The following is an 18,353-nucleotide window of genomic DNA, read 5'->3' as shown; positions in this document are numbered from 1 at the left end:
TACCAAATAAATTCGATGGGACCCGATATTGTATGCGAAATCGACAATAAAGAAAGCCCCTGAAGGCCAGGAAAGGCCTCAGGAGAGAAGATTTCTCAGCGTTTCTTCGTGGCGCACCTGCTGCGCGGCGATACGGTGACGGCGGGCGATGATGATAGAACGCAGTTCTTCCAGTGTGTTGTTGAAGTCATCGTTGATGATGAGGTAATCGTATTCACCGTAATGACTCATCTCACTGCGTGCATCGCGCATGCGGCGTTGGATAATTTCTTCACTGTCCTGTCCACGGTTGCGCAGGCGTTGTTCCAGAGCTTCAATCGATGGCGGCGCGATAAAGACACTGACGGCTTCGGGCATGAGCCTGCGTACCTGCTGCGCGCCCTGCCAGTCGATTTCCAGAATGACATCGCGACCGGCTTCCAGCTCGGACTCGACCCAGCGCTGTGATGTGCCGTAAAAATTATCGAAGACCTGAGCATGTTCCAGAAAAGCGTCTTCAGAAACGAGCTGCTGAAACTCTTCTTTGCTGACGAAGTGATAGTCTTTGCCGTCGGCTTCCCCCGGGCGGGGCGCACGGGTCGTGTGGGATACAGAGACACCGATGTAACCGGTCGTGTCCAGTAAGGCCTTAACCAGGCTGGTCTTACCCGCACCGGAAGGTGCAGAAAAAATAAACAAAGTGCCGGTAAATGTCTTCGCCATGAATGTCGTCGTCAGTCAGAGTGTCAGCCATCAGTATACCGCAATCCGGCCACTCTGGCAGACGCCTGCCAGCCATACATGCCAGATGCCCGGCCGAGAATTCTGCCATGTAACTGATGGTTCGCTGGTCCGGCAGCGAGCCCATAGCAGACATGAAGTGGCAGCAGGTGTTCCTCGCGTGGGTGGCAGAATCTGGCTCCGGGTGCCTGAACCCAGTTAAACAGGCGCGTATGACGCTCTTCGTCGGTCAGCTGCTGCGTGGTCAGTGTGTCTTCCAGCCAGCGCTCAAAGGCGAGGTTCAGTTCGTCGGTGTCTTTGCTGTCGGGAGCGAAAAAAGCACGCATATTGTGGAAGGAAAACCCGGAACCAATCACGAGTAACCCCGGATAATCCAGCTGCTGTAATGCTGCGCCCAGTGCCAGATGCTGTCCGGTATCCAGCCCCTGAATCAGCGACAGTTGAACGCAGGGGATGTCAGCTTCGGGGTACATGATTTTCAGGGGTACGAAGACGCCGTGATCCAGCCCTCTGTCCGGCGCGCCTCTGGCGCTGATGCCGGCTTCGTTGATCACCTCAATTACCTGAGCAGCCAGAGCCGGTTCTCCGGGAGCCGGGTATTGAATCTGGTAGGACTCAGGCGGGAAGCCCGAGTAGTCGTAAATCAGGTCCGGCGCAGCGGCTGTGGTGACGGTGGCATGAGGGGCTTCCCAGTGGGCGCTGATGATCAGCACGGCACTGGGGCGCGGGAACTCACGAGCAAGAGTCTGCAACTGCTCCACCATTTCTGCGTGTCCCGGGTCTCCCAGCAGCGGCAGCGGGCCGCCACCGTGGGAGATAAAGAGAATATCGGGGTGCATTGACGCCTCCTTCTGGTAAGTGCTGTCAGGCGAGGGCCGCGGTCAGAGCAGAGCTGTTACCGAGCTTTTTGCTGATGATGTGATCGACCGAAAAACTTCCGGCACCCTGCACGGCCAGAGCGATACTGACAACAAACAGAGTCAGTGCGTATTCGTAACCGTTATTGGCCATAAATAAGCCGTTATCAATATGCACGCTGGAGATCGCAATAAGCATGGTGAATGCAGTCAGCAATGCAGCAGGGCGCGTCAGCAGGCCTGCCGCCAATGCCAGCCCGCCGAAGAATTCTGCACTGCCCGCTAACAGTGCCATCAGAAACCCGGGCTCCAGTCCGATACTGGCCATCCACTGGCCGGTCCCTTCAAGGCCGTAACCACCAAACCAGCCAAACAGTTTCTGTGAGCCGTGTGCTGCGAGAATCAGTCCCACGGGCACCCGGAGAAACAGTGCAGAAATGCCGGCCTGAGTCGAAAATACTGATTGAATGTTCATAGTAACTTGCTCCTGTGATTGATCTGTTTACTTTAACTGTCATTAATTTGTTGATTAAGATGTCTTTCATTGCTTAATTATCAACAAATCATTGAGAGTTGAGTGATGGACAGAATTGAAGCAATGCGCGCGCTGGTAACGGTTGTGGCTGAGGGCAGTTTTACCGCAGCGGCTTCCCGTCTCGAGATGTCGCCACAGCTGGTCAGTAAGTATGTCGGACAGCTGGAAACCCATCTGGGTGTCCGTTTGCTTAACCGGACAACCCGTCAGGTGCATCTCACCGAGGTGGGCACGCGATACGTGCAGCAGGCCCGTCAGATTCTCACGGATATTGAGGATATGGAAAATCAGGCGGGCGATGATCAGTCCCGGGCGCGTGGGTTGTTACGCATCGCGGCGCCGGTGTCTTTTGCCAGTCTGCACCTGGCGGCACCGCTGGTGGCATTTCAACAGGCCCATCCTGAGGTGGGTATCGACCTGCAGCTCAATGACCGTAAAGTCGATATCGTGAACGAAGGTTTTGATGTGGCCCTACGGATCGGACACCTGAAGGATTCTTCGCTGGTGGCGAAGCGGCTCGCAACGATCCGGCTCGCGTACTGTGCTTCACCAGAATACCTCAGACTCTTCGGAACGCCGGAGTCTGAGACGGCGCTCGCTGATCATCGCTTTCTGCAATACAGCTACACCGAAGATGACCGTCATCGTGCTTTGGCGGCAGGATTTACCTGTAATAACGGTGAAGTACTCAACAATGCTGCGATTGCGGGCGCCGGGATTGTGCTGCAGCCGACTTTTATATCAGGGGCAGCCCTGGCTGATGGCCGTCTGGTAGAAATCCTGCAGAAGGAAGTACCTGAACCCATTGCCTTATATGCGGTGTACGCGCACCGCACACTGGTATCAAGTAAGATCCGTCTGTTTATCGACTTTATGGGCGATTACTTCGGTGAGCGGCCCTACTGGGATCGGTAATCGCCGTTATTCGATATTCTGCACCTGCTCGCGCATCTGCTCGATCAGTACCTTCAGATCAACCGCAATACGGGTCAGGTCGGTGCGGATCGCTTTCGATGACAGGGTGTTTGCCTCCCGGTTCAGCTCCTGCATCATAAAATCCAGCCGGCGGCCAATGGGTTCGTCACGACTGAGAATGGCCTGAACCTCGTCAATGTGCGTTCGCAAGCGATCGGTTTCTTCAGCGATATCGGCTTTCTGTGCTAGCAGCACGATTTCCTGCTCCAGTCGTTCGGTGTCTGGATTGTCCAGCAGTTCATCCAGCTTTTTCTGCAGGTGCTCCCGTTGTGCGGCAATGGCCTCCGGCATAAGGCTATCGGCCCGGATTGAGAGGGCCTGACACTCTTCACAGCGCTGCTGAATCAGTGCGGCCAGGGATTCGCCCTCGCGCTCACGAGCAGTAATCAGCTCACTGAGCGCTGCTCCGAAGGCGGTAAGTGCACTTGTCTGAATGGCTTTGGTATCAATGGCGGCGCCTTCCAGAACGCCGGGCCACTCCAGAATTCTGAGGGCATCCAGAGCGTTGCCTGGCCCGATGATCGCATGGACCTGATCAGCGGCCTGGTTCAGTGCTTCAACCAGAGCTGCGTTGACGCTCAGACCCTGTGCTGCGTTGGCGGCATGAAAGCGCAGAAACACCTCGACCTTGCCGCGGTTCAGGCGCTTTTTCAGTGTGTCGCGCAGGATGGGTTCGAGGTCGCGGAAGTCATCCGGCAGGCGGAAGTGCAGTTCCAGGTAGCGGCTGTTAACTGAGCGGATTTCCCAGGTAAAGCGCCCCTGCTCTGTGTCTGCGTTCTGGCGTGCGAAGGCTGTCATACTGCGGACCATGCCTGTCTCCTTGCGATGCTGTGCGAATTTCTTTTCGGTCATTGTAAAGTCTGGCCCGCTTTGCCGCTATAATGCGCGCGGATAACTGACAACAGAGGACATATTATGAGACCAAGTGGCCGCGCACTCGATCAGCTGCGTGACGTACGCATCACCCGTAACTTTACCAAACACGCTGAAGGCTCAGTACTGGTGGAGTTCGGCGATACCAAAGTGATCTGTACAGCCAGTGTGGACACCTCTGTACCTCCTTTCCTGCGTGGGAAAGGGCAGGGTTGGGTGACTGCTGAATACGGTATGCTGCCGCGCTCTACTGGCTCGCGCATGATTCGTGAGGCTGCAAAAGGCAAACAGCAGGGACGTACGGTTGAGATTTCACGCCTGATCGGCCGTAGCCTGCGTGCAGCGGTTGACCTCGAAGCCCTGGGTGAAAACACCATCACCATCGACTGCGATGTTATTCAGGCGGACGGTGGCACCCGCACAGCGTCGATCACGGGTGCCTGTGTGGCCCTGGTGGATGCCATCAACTGGCTGAAAGCCAATGGTAAAGTAAAAGGCGAGCCGCTGAAGCAGATGATTGCTGCAGTGTCGGTCGGCATCTACAAAGGCGAAGCCGTGCTGGATCTCGATTATGCCGAAGACTCAACGGCAGAGACTGATCTGAACGTCATCATGACTGAGAAAGGCGGCTATGTAGAAATTCAGGGCACGGCCGAAGGTGAAGCATTTTCGGCAGATGAGCTGAATGCCATGCTGGCTCACGCTCAGAAAGCCATTACTGAATTGTCTGAATTGCAGAAGGCAGCGCTGGCCTGATCGTTTCGTGGCAATAAAAAAGGCGCTCTGAGCGCCTTTTTTATTGCCGTTTATTCTTCGTCGAATTCGTATTCGATCATCACTGCAGCGTGTTGACCGAATTTCAGATTGTTCTCTATCCGGGCTTCCACGACGTATTGCCGGATCTCCGGAGTACAGATCTGCATATCCTTGCGCCAGCCGTTGAGATTGCGACGGGCACTTTCTGCGTCGGGCCACCAGGTAAACTGGTTCTCGCCGAAGTTGGCTTCGCGGAACGCGTCGATATAGCCAACGGGTCCGAAGACCTGATCCAGAAACGCCCGTTCCTGTGGCAGGAAGCCAGGTTCGTTCTGGGCGGCTTCCCAGTCCTGGATGTCGACCGTCTTATGGGCCGCCTCGAAGTTACCGCAGAAAATAAACTCGCGACGCTTACGGCGCGTCTTCTGCAGGTGTTCAAGGAAGACCTTCTGAAAGCCGAGTTTGTCTTCCAGTGTGTTGTGTTCGTCCACCGCTGGGAACAGCACCGAAGCGACGCTGACATGGTCGAAATCTGCCTGAATAAAGCGCCCCTGCAGATCCCACTCAGGATGGCCGATGCCGGTCATAATGGCTTTCGGCACGTCTTTGGTGAGTATCGCGACACCACTGTAGCCGTCGGCCTCTGCATCAAAGAAGTAGGCGTTGAAGCCCTCAGGGTAAACAACGTCATCCGACAGCTGATACTCCTTTGCCTTCAGGTTCTGGATGGCAACGACGTCCGCATCTGCGCCTGCGAGCCAGGTGTATAGCCCGTTTTTCACAGCCTGTTCAAGGCCGTCGACGTGCAGAGTGATAATCCTCATACATGGTTCCCAACTAACGATGGGTGTATCATACCGCATCCTTGAGTTTGCGGGTAAATCCGGATGAGATCCGGATACTTTTTATTCGTATCTTCCCGCCCCGTTTCCGACAAAGCAGGTCCAGTTATGCAGAATTATCAGAGAGAGTTTATTGAATTCGCCATCGAGCAGGGGGTACTGCGCTTTGGAGAGTTCACCCTCAAATCCGGTCGCGTCAGCCCATACTTTTTCAATGCTGGCCTGTTTAACTCAGGCGGTGCACTGGCGAAGCTGGGGCGTTTTTACGCGGCGGCTCTGGAAGATTCCGGCATCGCCTACGATGTCGTGTTTGGCCCTGCCTATAAAGGTATTCCGCTGTCCGCTTCTCTGACGATAGCACTCGCTGATCAGTATCAGAAAGATATGCCATACGTCTTCAACCGCAAAGAGGCCAAAACTCATGGTGAGGGTGGCAATCTTGTCGGTGCGCCGCTGGAAGGCCGTGTTCTGATTGTAGACGATGTTATTACTGCGGGTACGGCAATCCGTGAGGTAATGGCTATGATTGAAGCTGCACCCGGTGCAACACCTGCCGCAGCGCTGATCGCGCTGGACCGTCAGGAGCGGGGTCAGGGCGAGCTTTCTGCAATACAGGAAGTGGAACGTGACTTCGGAATGAAGGTTGTCAGTATCGTTGGACTGAACCAGGTGTTAGATTATGTCGCAGGTAAGCCTGAGCTGGCGCAGTACGCCGATGCTATCAGCGCTTATCGCGATGAGTACGGAGTCGAATAATTACAACAGGACCAGGCATGCTCAGACTGCTTTTCTGTCTCACCCTAATTTCGTCGCTGCTGCCGTTACCGGCCAGCGCTGCCAAGCAGCTGTACCGCTTCAATGTGGACGGGCGCGTCATTGTGATTGATAACGTGCCTGCCGATCTGGCGCCGCTGGGTTACGAAGTTCTGAACAGTCAGGGCATGGTTCTGAAAGTGGTTCCACGGGAGCTGACGGACGCCGAGATCGCTGAGCGTGATCGTCGTGTGGCTGAACAGAAAGCCCGTGAACAACGGATTGCTAAACAACGGGAGGCGGACAATGCATTGCTCCGCCTGTATGCCACCCCGGAAGATGCTGATCGCGCACTGAAGCGCAAAACAGACGATGTGCAGGCTCATATTGAGCTTCAGCAGCGTCGTAAGGCGGACATGCAGGAAAAGCTGCAGCGCGCGCAGCAGCAAGCCGCCAATGTTGAGCGTCAGGGGCGCGAGGTTGGCCCGGAGCTGCGCGCAGACATCGCACTGATTACCAACGGTCTGGAGGATGCTAAGCAGAAAATTGCTCAGCGTCAGGAAGAGAAAGCCCGGCTGCAGCAGGAGTTTGCAACCTTACGTCAGCGTATTGAGATTTTACAGGAGCATCCTCCCGGTACATTGCCAGAAGAGATTGCAGCTGAATAAAAAAGCGCCGTAAGGCGCTTTTTTTATGGCATCGCGAGGGATTTTTCTTTCAGAAGGCCCGCCTGCAGGGTCTGCCACTGCTGATCCCAGTACTCTGTTGGCTTGAGACTGAACTCAGAGCGGACATATTGGCGGATGCGCCCTTCAACCACTGCCGTCAGCAGGTTAGCGAGAGCCGCCGGAGACTGCTGAGTCAGCTTGCCTTCCCGCAGTTCTGCCTCCCGGAGAATCTGTTTCAGCTGAGTTTCGATACGTTCGAACACCTGCTGAATGCGCTGACGCAGACGCTCGGTCTCGCCTGACAGGGCATCTCCCGAGAGCAGACGGCACATGCCGGGATTACGCTCTGCGAAGCCGAGAATCAGACTCAGGGTTTTTTCGCACCGCGGTTCTGCCTCGGGAATATCCTGCAGGATTCTGCTGATCCGGCTGAAGAGGGTCTCTTCGATAAAGGCGATCAGGCCCTCAAACATCTTTGCCTTGGAAGGGAAGTGGCGATACAGCGCTGCTTCTGACACACCCACTTCTTTTGCCAGGCTGGCGGTGGTGATCCGCGCGCCTGGGTTGGTCTCAAGCATATGCGCCAGAGCCTGAAGTATCTGATCTCGTCGGGAGAGTTTTTCGCTGTTGTCCGTCATTCCTGCTCCTTGGTTCAACGGCGGCGGTTGGTGATGAGGGTACCGACACCTTCATCGGTGAACAGCTCCAGCAGTGTGGAGTGTGCAACCCGACCATCAATAATATGCGAGCTGTTAACGCCGGCATGAACGGCATCCAGGGCGCACTGAATCTTAGGCAGCATACCGCCATAGATGGTGCCGTCTTCGATCAGCGCATCGACCTGCTGTGTGGTCAGACCGGTAAGGATCTTTCCTTCTTTGTCCATCAGGCCGGCAATGTTGGTCAGCAGGATCAGTTTCTCAGCCTTGAGTACCTCGGCCACTTTGCCTGCTACGAGGTCGGCGTTGATGTTGTAGGACGCACCGTCTTCCCCCACACCGATTGGGGCGATCACAGGAATGAAGTCGCTGTTGGTCAGCATATCCAGCAGTGAGGTGTTGATTTTGGAGACTTCACCCACGTGGCCGATGTCGATGATTTCCGGCTTTTCCAGTTCTGGTGACTTCTGGGTGACGTGCAGCTTGCGCGCGTGCAGAAGCTGGCCGTCTTTGCCCGTAAGGCCGATCGCTTTACCACCGTTCTGGTTGATCAGGTTGACGATCTGCTTGTTGACCAGACCGCCCAGTACCATTTCGACAACGTCCATGGTTTCGCTGGTGGTGACCCGCATGCCGTTAACAAAGCGACTTTCGATATTCAGCTTTTCCAGCAGGTCGCCAATCTGAGGGCCGCCGCCATGCACTACGATCGGGTTGATGCCTACCAGCTTCAGCATCACCATGTCGCGGGCAAAGCTGTTCTGCAGGTCTACATCAATCATGGCGTTGCCACCGTACTTCACGACAATCGTCTTGCCGACAAAGCGCTGCAGGTAAGGCAGGGCTTCGCTCAGTACTTTGGCGGTGTTCATAGCGCTGTCACGCGTCAGTGGCATTTTCGGGCTCCTTGATCTGGCCGCACCGGATCATCCGGGATATTTCACAAAGGCCCGCATTATAGCCTGAGGATTCCGCCTGCTTCTATGCCGAATCAGAACGGGATCTGAATATCCGGGGCGTATCGGGTAAGTGCCTGCTTCATGGTGCCCTGTATCCGCTCAATGGTTTCGGGGCGATCACCGGCAAATCTGAGCGTCAGGCGGGGAGTGGTATTTGAGGCGCGGATAAGACCCCAGCCGTCGGGGTACTCAATACGCAGGCCGTCCGTCTCGTGCACGACAGCCCCCAATCTGAGGTCGCTGTCTTCGGCCAGCTGAGTGATCAGGCTGAATTTACGGTCCTCTGTGGTGTTGATCGTGATTTCGGCCGTGCTGACGTCTTCAGGGAGCGCAGCAAACACTTCGGCGGCGCTGGCGTTGCGGCTGCTCAGTATCTCGACAATGCGCGCCCCAGCGTAAAGGCCGCAATCAAAGCCGTACCAGCGCTCGCCTATGTAGAAATGGCCGCTGAACTCGCCTCCGACTGACGCTTTCAGCTCTTTCAGCTTGCGTTTCATCAGTGAATGGCCGGTTTTCCACATGGTCGGGCGTCCGCCCAACCGGTTGATAAGTGGCGCCAGGTGGCGGGAGGATTTCACATCGAAAATTACGTCGCTGCCCGGTTTGCGCGGCAGGATATCCTCAATCAGCAGCATCAGCAGACGGTCAGGCCAGATAACATTGCCCTCGTTATCCAGTACCGCAACCCGGTCGCCATCGCCGTCAAACGCCAGTCCGAGATCGGCCCCATTACTGAGTACCGATTTGCGCAGATACTCGAGGTTTTCCTCTTCTCCCGGGTCCGGGTGATGATTCGGGAAGTGGCCATCGACGTCACAGAATAACTCGATGACATCGGCACCGAGTTCTCTGAACAGGTCAACCGCCATCGGGCCGGCCACCCCGTTACCAGCGTCCAGAACGATCGTGAGGTCGCGGTTAATCTGAATGTCGTCTTCAATCCGCTCGATGTAATCACTGTAAATATCGTCGTTTCTGGCTCCCGCGTAGCCGGTGGAAAACTCTTCACGCTGGATGCGATACCAGAGTGACAGCAGCTCATCCTCCGCCATCGGGAGGCCATCCATTACGATCTTCAGGCCGTTGTACTCAATCGGGTTATGGCTACCTGTGATCATCACGCCATGACGGGTGTCGAGTTCTTCAGTGGCCCAATAGAGCGCACCGGTTGGTAGCATTCCCAGTCGGTTCACGCTGCAACCGGAGTTGAGCAGCCCTTCCTGGAGATGGTTGGCAAGGCGCTGACTGGAAAGTCGCCCATCCCAGGCGAGGTTTATCCGTTCACCGCCGCGTGCCCGGACTTCGCTGCCAATGGCCCGGCCCAGCAGCACCAGCGTGTCATTAGTGAGTTCAGTGTCGACCAGACCACGGATGTCGTAGGCGCGGAATATATGCTGCGGCACTGGACAGTCCTGGACGCTGACCTGCCGCTCAGGTGGCGGTGCGGCTTCAAGTTCTTCCGGTGGTTCCTCTACGTCGGGCAGGTCGACCTGATGGCCAACGGTTTCGTCTGCGTAGGGGAGCTCATGATGACTCTTTGGGTTGGCCTGGGTTGCGACCGGTGTCGCCCTGACCGGGCGTAACGTGGGCGCTTCGGCAATGGGCAGGCGCAGTTGACGGATAAGGACGGCGAGAGTGACCAGCACAGCGATGGCTACGAGAATCATCATGCCCCCCCAGGGCATCAGCAGGGTTATTGCATCCGGCCCGGGGCGGTCAGCGGCCCCCTGATAGCTGATATGCCAGACACTGTGAACCCGGCGGGAGGCCAGAGGTGCCTCCGGGTCAGGGCTGCCAATACTGAAGAGTGTGATGCCTTCGCGGGTGTTGCCAGTCAGTGTCTGAACCAGACGTATGCCCCCGGTGGTGCCTCTGACGCTGTCAGCCAGTCTGGTGATCCAGTCTTCACCGTAGCGCACGAGAAGTACGCCTTCAGGGGTTGGGGTCGCCCAGAATATCTCGGTTGAATCACCCCGGCGGACCGCTTCCGGAACGACCGCTTCACCTTGTGATACCTGATTGACCATGTCCTGAACGACGAAGTTATAGCGTTCCTGCAGGTCTTCAGCGTCTTCGGGCCGGATGATTTCGGTCGATAGGGCAAGAGGAATGGCGGCGTTCAGTGACACTCCGGCGTCATTCAGCTCGACAGAAGACTGCGCCTGCATGGCCTGGGCAATTTCGCTTTGGATTGTTTCTGCTAGTTGCGCGACCGCCTGCTGGGCACTGTCGCGGTCATAGGCTTCCCTGACCTTGGATAACTGGCCGTTCAGGTATAGCGCGAAGGCGGCACAGATCAGCAGTGCCAGCAGTGCTCTGGAGATCAGGGCGGCACTGGTGAGGGTGCGCTGCCCTGTGGTTGCATGCGTCATTTGTCTGTCCCTGAGCTGCCCCCGTGCAGCCTGTCGTTATTATTGTAGTAACGGGGGAGTCATTCTGCCGGGTCAGCTACGTCCAGAGTGGCCGAAACCACCAGTGCCGCGCTCGGTTTCCTGAAATTCTTCTACCACTTCGAAAGCCGCCTGGATGACTGGCACCAGTACAAACTGTGCGAGTCGTTCGCCGACTTCGATCGTGAAACTGTCCTTGCCCCGGTTCCAGCAGCTTACCATCAGTTGCCCCTGATAATCCGAATCGATCAGTCCGATCAGATTCCCCAGAACGATACCGTGCTTATGGCCAAGGCCAGAACGGGGAAGAATAAAGCCCGCCAGCGACGGATCTTCGATGTAGACCGACAAGCCGGTGGGAATCAATACGGTATCGCCAGGGGCCAGGGTTACGGCCTCTTCCAGGCAGGCACGCAGGTCCAGACCGGCAGATCCTGAGGTGGCGTATTCGGGCATAGGGATGCTGTCGCCAATACGGGAATCGAGAACTTTTACCTGGAGCTTGTGCATCTTTGCTTCCTTATGCCTTGTATTGCCCGGCGATCAGCTCGATCAGCGCCCGGGCGAGAGTGTGTTTGTTCATGGTGTCAAAGCGCTGCTGCCCCTCTGGCCAGAAAACCGAGACGGCGTTGTCATCACTGTTGAAACCGATATCTGTTCTGGATACATCATTCGCAACGATAAGATCGAGGTTCTTGCGCGCCAGTTTATCCCGGGCGTAGTGCTCAACATCCTGAGTCTCGGCGGCAAACCCGACGGTAAACGGATGAGGTTCGTGCGCGGCAACCGTGGCGACGATGTCGGGGTTCTTGATCAGCTGAATACTCAGCTCATCGGTTGATTTTTTAACCTTCTGGTCAGCGACGCTGGCAGGACGATAATCGGCGACCGCCGCCGACGCGATAAATATCTGGCAATGTTCCAGTTCACTCTGCGCCGCCTGCAGCATATCCAGCGCACTGGTGACATGAACCACCTGTACCCGGTCTGGCGCAGGGATAGTCACCGGGCCACTGATGAGCGTGACGCGTGCGCCGGCATCGCGTGCAGCCGCAGCCAGCGCGTACCCCATTTTTCCGGAGCTGTGGTTGGAAATATAGCGGACGGGATCAATCGCCTCACGTGTCGGACCGGCGGTGATCACGACGCTGACACCATCGAGCAGTCCGGTGTCGAAGCGGTCTGCTACAGCGGTGGCGATGGCTTCGGGCTCCATCATGCGCCCCGGACCGACATCGCCACAGGCCTGTTCGCCGGCATCTGGTCCGATGACGGTGAGGTTGTCACCATGAGCCGCTTGCAGTCGCTCCATATTGGCCTGTGTCATCGGGTCACGCCACATGGCCTGATTCATTGCCGGTGCCAGACATATCGGGGCATCTGTGGCCAGGCAGACGGTCGTCAGCAGATCATTCCCCATGCCCTGAGCCAGACGTGAGATCAGGTTGGCACTGGCGGGTGCGATTAACAGCAGGTCGGCCCACTTTGCCAGTTCGATATGTCCCATGCCGGCCTCAGCCTCAGGATCGAGCAAGGCATGATGCACCGGGTTTCCGGAGAGGGCCTGCATGGTCAGAGGTGTGATGAATTCCATGGCACCGCTGGTCATGATGACACGCACCTCTGCACCCGCTTTACTGAGCAGGCGTACCAGTTCAGCACATTTGTAAGCGGCAATGCCGCCACTGATGCCGAGCAGAATACGGCGGTTGGTGAGTCGTTGCATGGTCTGGAAATCACTGTTATTGATAATTGCGAGTATATCTTACTGACCTACATGGAGGTAGGGATGGCGATCTGTGACTGGCCGGCGGCAGAAAGACCGCGGGAAAAACTTCTGGAGGCAGGCCCGGCAAGCCTCTCGGATGCTGAGCTTCTGGCGATATTCCTGCGTACGGGCGTTAAGGGGAAAAGCGCGGTCGATCTGTCGCGTGAACTTCTCAGCGACTTCGGAGGACTGAGGCAACTTCTGACAGCATCGCAGCAGGACTTCTGTCGTCCAATGGGCCTGGGGACCGCCAAGTTCGCATTGCTGCAGGCTGTGCTTGAAATGGCGCGCCGGCATCTGGCGCAGGAGTTACGTAAAGGAGATGCTCTGGCATCGCCCACTCAGACTCAGCAGTACCTTCAGGCTCAGTTGCGTGACCGCGACCATGAAGTCTTCGCCTGTCTCTTTCTGGATAACCAGAACCGGGTGATCCGCTACGAAGAATTGTTCCGGGGAACAATTGATGCTGCCGCGGTGTATCCTCGCGAAGTTGTGAAGCAGGCACTGTCAGTCGGAGCCGCTGCGGTGATCTTCGCCCATAACCATCCTTCCGGCATCGCCGAGCCCAGCCAGGCGGACCGCGCAATCACCGAACGCCTGCAGAAAGCGTTGAGTCTGATGGACATCCGGGTGCTGGATCACCTCGTGGTTGGCGATGGTCATTGCGTGTCTTTTGCAGCCCGGGGCTGGTTGTAAGCAGTAAACCCGTACCGGACAAAACTGCATGAAAAATGAACTCTTGCTTGCGGGCGCTCCGTCGTTTTGGTATAAAGCGCAACTCTTTTCAGCCAGGGCCGTTCACGGTCATCATTAAATGATGATGTACGCCCACGGTTGGTAACGAATTCAGAATTGTTCGATACACATAAAATCGGGGCGAAGAACCATGTCTAAGGTTTGCCAAGTTACAGGAAAAGGTCCTGTTACAGGGAACAACGTTTCCCACTCACAGATCAAAACTAAGCGTCGTTTTCTGCCGAACCTGCAGAGCCACCGCTTCTGGGTAGAAAGCGAAAACCGTTTCGTACGTCTGCGTATCTCTACTAAAGGTATGCGCATCATCGATAAGAAAGGTATCGATGTAGTACTGGCAGAGCTGCGTGCACGCGGCGAGAAAGTCTAAGGAGACCTGTTATGCCACGCGATAAGATCCGTCTTGTATCAAGTGCCGGTACCGGTCACTTCTACACTACAGACAAAAACAAGCGCACCATGCCTGAGAAATTCGAGATCAAGAAATTTGATCCTGTTGTTCGCAAGCACGTTGTGTACAAGGAAGCTAAGATCAAGTAATTGATCGTTTTCCTGAAGAAACCCGGCTCTGGCCGGGTTTTTTTTTGCCGCAAGTCTGGCTCAGGTGCCAGGCAGGTTAGAATGCAGACTGAACCATCACTGATCTTCCGAGTTCACTAATGCCAGAGCTACCCGAAGTAGAAACGACCCTGCGCGGTATCAGCCCGTATCTGATGCACCAGACCATCACCCGTATCGACGTCCGTCAGCCGACGTTGCGTTGGCCCGTGGAGGATGACGTTCAGAAGCTGGTGGGGCAGCAGGTCACGGGGCTGACCCGCCGATCGAAATATATTCTGGTGGAAGCTGCGACAGGGACCGCCATCTGGCACCTTGGCATGTCAGGATCATTACGGCTGGTTGAGCCATCCGAACCGCCCAGGAAACACGACCACATCGACTGGCATCTGAGTAACGGCAAAATTCTGCGTTACCACGACCCAAGACGGTTTGGGGCGCTTCTCTGGGTGGCGCCGGGCGAGGACAGTCCACATCTGGACCACCTGGGGCCAGAACCCTTATCTGACGAATTCAGCGACCAGCACCTGTATGACCGCAGTCGGGGGAAATCTCAGGCGGTCAAAACGTACATTATGGACGGTCGGGTGGTCGTGGGTGTTGGCAACATCTATGCTAATGAAAGTCTCTTTCTCGCAGGGATCCGGCCGCAGACGCCAGCAGGCAGGATCAGCAAGGCCCGCTACCAGCGACTGACGGAAACCATCAGGCAGGTACTTGGTGCTGCGATTGAGCAGGGGGGAACGACTCTGCGGGATTTTGTTGGTGGTGATGGCAAGCCCGGCTATTTTGCACAGCAGTTGTATGTTTATGGCCGGGGTGGTGAAGCCTGCAAGATCTGCCAGACGGCACTGAAGGAGATACGTCAGGGGCAGAGGGCGACGGTCTACTGCCCGACATGTCAGCGTTAATTAAGCTGTGATACGGGGCTGTGGCCCCTCAGATCAATAACAACAAGTATAACGGGGTAATTAAAGGTGCCGCACCACCATCGTCCTATCATTATTGATGTCGAAGCGTCCGGTTTCGGGCCACAGAGTTACCCTATTGAGGTCGGGCTGGCCTTCGAGGATGGGAAGCGCTTCTGTACCCTGATTCAGCCCACCGGTGACTGGGATCACTGGGACGAAAGTGCTCAGGGCGTACACAATATTACCCGCGCCATGCTGCATGAGCATGGCCGCACCGTGCAGGAGGTTGCAGCGACTCTGAATAACCTGCTGGCCGGTAAGACGGTATACAGTGATGGCTGGGTCGTCGATAAACCCTGGTTGATCACCCTGTTTCATGCGGCGGGCATGAACATGAATTTTCAGGTCAGCCCGCTGGAGCTGATCCTCTCTGAACATCAGATGACGCTCTGGTCAGAGACGAAAGAGAACCTGACCCGGCAGGCTGAGCTGGTGCGTCACCGGGCGAGTAACGATGCCTGGCTGATTCAGCAGACGTACCGGGCCACTCAGACGCTGGTGGTCTGAAGCTCAGATAATCCCCTTCAGCCATTGCCACGCCCGCCCGAGGCTTTCGTAAATAGCCCGCTCGGTTTTGTAGGTTGCGCGTGAGTCGATGCGACGATCCTCTCCGTATCCGCCAGTATGGGTTGCCGGAGCCGGAATGGGCTCAAGCCCCTGCCGGCGGAAGAACTCCATCGCCCGCCCCATATGAGACGCTTCAGTCACCAGTGCAAACGGGATGCCCTCAAGCAGAGGCGCGATCAGCTCAGCTTCGTGTTCAGTATCAACCGCTGAAGGAAAGGCCAGTATGCGCAGTGGGTCTGTTCCCAGTTCAACGGCAGCCTGTTTCAGGATCTCGGCATGGGGCGTTCCGCCGCCAATGCCGGCATAACCACTGACAATCAGTGTTGCCTCGGGGTTTGCCCGGAGAATTCTCAGTCCTTCTTCAAGTCTGAACACCGCCGAACTGCCAAGGTTCATAATGGCAGGGCTGCCTTCCGGCGCGATGTGACTGGCGCTGCCGAGCACGACGACCGCTTTCACCGGCTGCTGAATGTCGAAGAGGCTGTAGCTGTCTTCAAGAGGCCTGATGAGGCGGTCAGCCACCGGATGCCAGCTGCTCAGCCCCAGAATCAGCATTGCCAGTACCAGACACAGGCGTGACCTGACAGGCGCCCGCTTCAGCCACCAGAACGCGAACAGCATCAGGACCAGAGTGACAGGGATCGGCATCAATGCCGTACCGATCAGTTTTTTCAGCAGAAAGCCAACACTGAAGGATTCCATCGCAGGCCTCAGTGTGTCACGACGCTTGCTGCGCCTATTCCCCGCGGATCTGCCGCGGCGGTGACTTCTCCACTGGTTTTGTCGATCAGGATGGCCTGCATATTACCGTACTGACGACCGACGTCTTTGAAGGTGTGCCCCCTGGCTTCCAGCGCGTCCATGACCCTTGAGGGAATTACCCCTGGCTCATGTTGTATGGCGTCAGGCAGGTACTGATGGTGAATCCGCGCGCGGGTGACCCAGTCTTCCACAGGTTTGCCCTGCAGATATTCCAGCGCACCGAGGAATACCATGCTGATGATACGACTGCCGCCAGGCGTACCTAAAATTGCAATGCTGTCTGGTGACTCGAGCATGGATGGGCTCATTGATGACAGTGGGCGCTTACCTGCAGCGATGGCGTTTGCCTCATTGCCAACCAGACCATAGGCGTTGGGCTCACCCGGCTTAGCCGAAAAATCGTCCATTTCGTTATTCAGGAGTACGCCCGTGCCCGGGATAGTAAACGCTGAACCAAACGGCAGGTTGATGCTGAGCGTTGCAGAAACACGGTTACCGTCCGCATCGACTACAGATAAGTGCGTGGTATGGAAGCCTTCCTGAATATTCTTGGGGCCTTTGAGGTCGATACTTGGGGTCGCCCTTGCCATATCAATATCGGATGCCCAGTCCTGATTTCTCTGGTCGCTGATCAGCGACGCGACCGGAACATCCACGAAATCCGGGTCGCCCAGAAACTCGGCCCGATCACGATATGCGCGGCGCATGACTTCGGTCAGCAGGTGCAGCTGGTCCGTCTGATTCATCGTCTGCCAGTCGAAATGCTCCAGCATTTTCAGCATCTGCGCGATTGCAATGCCGCCGGATGACGGCGGAGGCGCACTGATGAGTTCGGTATCACCTATCCGGATACGTACCGGTTCACGCTCTTTTACTTCGTAGCCGGCAAGATCTTCGAGCGTCCAGTCCCCGCCTGCTTTATTCACTTCATCGACCATACGGCTCGCCAGAGGGCCACGGTAGAACCCATCAAAGCCGTCATTGGCCAGTGTCGCCAGAGTGTCCGCCAGATCTGGCTGCTTCAGGAGAAAGCCGCGTCCGGGGACCTGCATATCGTCGAGAAAGATCTCCGCTGATTCCGCATAGCGTTTTATTGCGTTAAAACGGAATCCCATCAGCATCTGATAATGTTCGTCGATCTCGAAACCATTTCTGGCCTGATGAATGGCGTCTTTCAGAGACTCTGTCAGAGGCAGGCGGCCGTAATGCTCTGCCAGATACGCAAAAGCAGCTGGCTGCCCGGGGATGCCTCCTGCTGTCGGGCCATTCACCGCTTTGTCGCGGTTTACACTGCCGTCTTCATTCAGATAGTAGTCGCGATGAAATGATCCCGGCGCAGTCTCGCGGGCATCAACGAAGTGATAGCGTTTCTGTTCTGCGTCATACAGCAGCCAGAAACCACCCCCACCAATGCCTGCACTGTATGGCTCGACCACGCCCAGACTGGCAGCGACGGCAATGGCCGCGTCAAAAGCGTTACCGCCTTGTTCGAGTATCCGCATTCCGGCTTCGGTTGCGAGAGGGTGTGCACTGGCAATAGCGGCGGTGCCTTTAAACCCGGCGGGTTTTGGCTCCTGCGTGGTGCAGGCCGTCAACAGGAAGAGAAATACGGCAGAAACTGCCAGAACGCGACGCATAAAAAAGACCTCCGGGTAAGGGAGGCCTTAGTGTCGTCTGCCGGGCTGCCTGACGCAACCCGCAGAGAAGAATCAGGCGATCTTCTTGCCAGTCAGACGCTCGTATTTTGCTTCGAGCTCTTCCTGGGTTTCCATGTTGTTGTCATCCTGTGGGATGCAATCAACCGGACAGACCAGCTGGCACTGAGGTTCGTCGTAGTGACCAACACATTCAGTACATTTGGAAGGTTCGATTTCGTAAATTTCTTCACCAGCTGAGATTGCTTCGTTAGGGCACTCAGGCTCGCATACATCACAGTTGATGCATTCATCGGTAATAATCAAAGCCATGACATAACCTCCGTCAGGGG

Annotated in this window: 22 protein-coding genes; 9 read left to right on the top strand and 13 right to left on the bottom strand. The window is 56.2% G+C overall.

What is annotated here, in order from left to right; all coding sequences use genetic code 11:
• Window positions 1–78 precede the first annotated feature (78 nt).
• The 3 genes from gmk to Q1L85_RS03635 are packed head-to-tail and all read right to left on the bottom strand — an operon-like array spanning window position 79 to window position 2,052.
• Window positions 79–702, bottom strand: coding sequence for a guanylate kinase (gene gmk / locus Q1L85_RS03645; protein ID WP_300426314.1), 624 nt, complete (start codon window positions 700–702; stop codon window positions 79–81).
• 23 nt (window positions 703–725) lie between these two features.
• On the bottom strand, window positions 726–1,559 hold the full coding sequence (locus Q1L85_RS03640) for a class III extradiol ring-cleavage dioxygenase (RefSeq protein WP_300426315.1): 834 nt from the start codon (window positions 1,557–1,559) through the stop codon (window positions 726–728).
• Window positions 1,560–1,584: 25 nt separating this feature from the next.
• On the bottom strand, window positions 1,585–2,052 hold the full coding sequence (locus tag Q1L85_RS03635) for a DoxX family protein (protein WP_300426316.1): 468 nt from the start codon (window positions 2,050–2,052) through the stop codon (window positions 1,585–1,587).
• A 105-nt stretch (window positions 2,053–2,157) separates the two neighbouring features.
• Between Q1L85_RS03635 and Q1L85_RS03630 the strand changes: the two genes are divergently transcribed.
• Entirely contained in the window at window positions 2,158–3,027 is an 870-nt protein-coding gene (locus tag Q1L85_RS03630; protein ID WP_300426338.1) for a LysR family transcriptional regulator, read from the top strand.
• A gap of 6 nt (window positions 3,028–3,033) precedes the next feature.
• Here Q1L85_RS03630 and Q1L85_RS03625 read toward each other — a convergent pair whose 3' ends face one another.
• Entirely contained in the window at window positions 3,034–3,897 is an 864-nt protein-coding gene (locus Q1L85_RS03625) for a YicC/YloC family endoribonuclease (protein ID WP_300426317.1), read from the bottom strand.
• 105 nt (window positions 3,898–4,002) lie between these two features.
• Between Q1L85_RS03625 and rph the strand changes: the two genes are divergently transcribed.
• Window positions 4,003–4,716 carry a ribonuclease PH gene (gene rph, locus Q1L85_RS03620; protein ID WP_300426318.1) on the top strand — a complete coding sequence of 238 codons (714 nt, stop codon included), beginning with the start codon at window positions 4,003–4,005 and terminating at the stop codon, window positions 4,714–4,716.
• Between the two features lie 50 nt (window positions 4,717–4,766).
• Here the strand turns inward: rph and Q1L85_RS03615 are convergent, their stop codons facing one another.
• Window positions 4,767–5,540 carry an exodeoxyribonuclease III gene (locus Q1L85_RS03615; protein WP_300426320.1) on the bottom strand — a complete coding sequence of 258 codons (774 nt, stop codon included), beginning with the start codon at window positions 5,538–5,540 and terminating at the stop codon, window positions 4,767–4,769.
• 126 nt (window positions 5,541–5,666) lie between these two features.
• Here Q1L85_RS03615 and pyrE point away from each other — a divergent pair, with 126 nt between their 5' ends.
• On the top strand, window positions 5,667–6,314 hold the full coding sequence (pyrE, locus tag Q1L85_RS03610) for an orotate phosphoribosyltransferase (RefSeq protein ID WP_300426321.1): 648 nt from the start codon (window positions 5,667–5,669) through the stop codon (window positions 6,312–6,314).
• A 17-nt stretch (window positions 6,315–6,331) separates the two neighbouring features.
• Complete coding sequence (locus Q1L85_RS03605) at window positions 6,332–6,979, top strand: hypothetical protein (protein ID WP_300426322.1); 648 nt, start codon at window positions 6,332–6,334, stop codon at window positions 6,977–6,979.
• A gap of 23 nt (window positions 6,980–7,002) precedes the next feature.
• On the opposite strand, the gene slmA is transcribed toward Q1L85_RS03605, so the two are convergent.
• The 5 genes from slmA to coaBC form a co-directional block, all read right to left on the bottom strand.
• A complete protein-coding gene (gene slmA, locus Q1L85_RS03600; RefSeq protein WP_300426323.1) occupies window positions 7,003–7,617 on the bottom strand; it encodes a nucleoid occlusion factor SlmA in 615 nt (204 codons plus the stop codon).
• Between the two features lie 14 nt (window positions 7,618–7,631).
• The gene (gene argB, locus Q1L85_RS03595; protein ID WP_300426325.1) at window positions 7,632–8,534 is read right to left on the bottom strand and encodes an acetylglutamate kinase; all 903 of its coding nucleotides are present in this window, start codon (window positions 8,532–8,534) and stop codon (window positions 7,632–7,634) included.
• Between the two features lie 95 nt (window positions 8,535–8,629).
• Window positions 8,630–10,969 (bottom strand): phosphomannomutase/phosphoglucomutase, encoded by a 2,340-nt coding sequence (locus Q1L85_RS03590; protein ID WP_300426326.1) that lies wholly within the window; start codon window positions 10,967–10,969, stop codon window positions 8,630–8,632.
• 72 nt (window positions 10,970–11,041) lie between these two features.
• Window positions 11,042–11,497 carry a dUTP diphosphatase gene (gene dut, locus Q1L85_RS03585; RefSeq protein ID WP_300426327.1) on the bottom strand — a complete coding sequence of 152 codons (456 nt, stop codon included), beginning with the start codon at window positions 11,495–11,497 and terminating at the stop codon, window positions 11,042–11,044.
• A 10-nt stretch (window positions 11,498–11,507) separates the two neighbouring features.
• Window positions 11,508–12,713, bottom strand: a complete 1,206-nt coding sequence (coaBC, locus tag Q1L85_RS03580) for a bifunctional phosphopantothenoylcysteine decarboxylase/phosphopantothenate--cysteine ligase CoaBC (protein WP_300426329.1) — start codon at window positions 12,711–12,713, stop codon at window positions 11,508–11,510.
• A gap of 63 nt (window positions 12,714–12,776) precedes the next feature.
• On the opposite strand from coaBC, the gene radC reads away from it, so the two are divergent.
• The 5 genes from radC to Q1L85_RS03555 all read left to right on the top strand — a co-directional run bounded on the left by radC (window position 12,777) and on the right by Q1L85_RS03555 (window position 15,544).
• Entirely contained in the window at window positions 12,777–13,451 is a 675-nt protein-coding gene (radC, locus tag Q1L85_RS03575) for a DNA repair protein RadC (RefSeq protein ID WP_300426331.1), read from the top strand.
• Between the two features lie 190 nt (window positions 13,452–13,641).
• On the top strand, window positions 13,642–13,878 hold the full coding sequence (gene rpmB, locus Q1L85_RS03570; protein ID WP_300426333.1) for a 50S ribosomal protein L28: 237 nt from the start codon (window positions 13,642–13,644) through the stop codon (window positions 13,876–13,878).
• Between the two features lie 11 nt (window positions 13,879–13,889).
• Window positions 13,890–14,048 (top strand): 50S ribosomal protein L33, encoded by a 159-nt coding sequence (gene rpmG / locus Q1L85_RS03565; RefSeq protein ID WP_300426334.1) that lies wholly within the window; start codon window positions 13,890–13,892, stop codon window positions 14,046–14,048.
• A gap of 119 nt (window positions 14,049–14,167) precedes the next feature.
• Complete coding sequence (gene mutM / locus Q1L85_RS03560; RefSeq protein WP_300426335.1) at window positions 14,168–14,977, top strand: bifunctional DNA-formamidopyrimidine glycosylase/DNA-(apurinic or apyrimidinic site) lyase; 810 nt, start codon at window positions 14,168–14,170, stop codon at window positions 14,975–14,977.
• A gap of 66 nt (window positions 14,978–15,043) precedes the next feature.
• Window positions 15,044–15,544 carry a hypothetical protein gene (locus Q1L85_RS03555; RefSeq protein WP_300432290.1) on the top strand — a complete coding sequence of 167 codons (501 nt, stop codon included), beginning with the start codon at window positions 15,044–15,046 and terminating at the stop codon, window positions 15,542–15,544.
• A gap of 3 nt (window positions 15,545–15,547) precedes the next feature.
• Here Q1L85_RS03555 and Q1L85_RS03550 read toward each other — a convergent pair whose 3' ends face one another.
• The 3 genes from Q1L85_RS03550 to Q1L85_RS03540 all read right to left on the bottom strand — a co-directional run bounded on the left by Q1L85_RS03550 (window position 15,548) and on the right by Q1L85_RS03540 (window position 18,333).
• Window positions 15,548–16,306, bottom strand: a complete 759-nt coding sequence (locus tag Q1L85_RS03550; protein ID WP_300432288.1) for an ElyC/SanA/YdcF family protein — start codon at window positions 16,304–16,306, stop codon at window positions 15,548–15,550.
• An 8-nt stretch (window positions 16,307–16,314) separates the two neighbouring features.
• On the bottom strand, window positions 16,315–18,003 hold the full coding sequence (gene ggt / locus Q1L85_RS03545; protein ID WP_300432286.1) for a gamma-glutamyltransferase: 1,689 nt from the start codon (window positions 18,001–18,003) through the stop codon (window positions 16,315–16,317).
• 72 nt (window positions 18,004–18,075) lie between these two features.
• A complete protein-coding gene (locus Q1L85_RS03540; RefSeq protein ID WP_300428467.1) occupies window positions 18,076–18,333 on the bottom strand; it encodes a YfhL family 4Fe-4S dicluster ferredoxin in 258 nt (85 codons plus the stop codon).
• Window positions 18,334–18,353 lie beyond the last annotated feature (20 nt).

Source organism: uncultured Thalassolituus sp., from assembly GCF_950066645.1.
GTDB lineage: Bacteria > Pseudomonadota > Gammaproteobacteria > Pseudomonadales > Oceanobacteraceae > Thalassolituus.
Note: the sequence above shows the minus strand (reverse complement) of the source record. Positions and strands in the feature narration are given on the sequence as shown.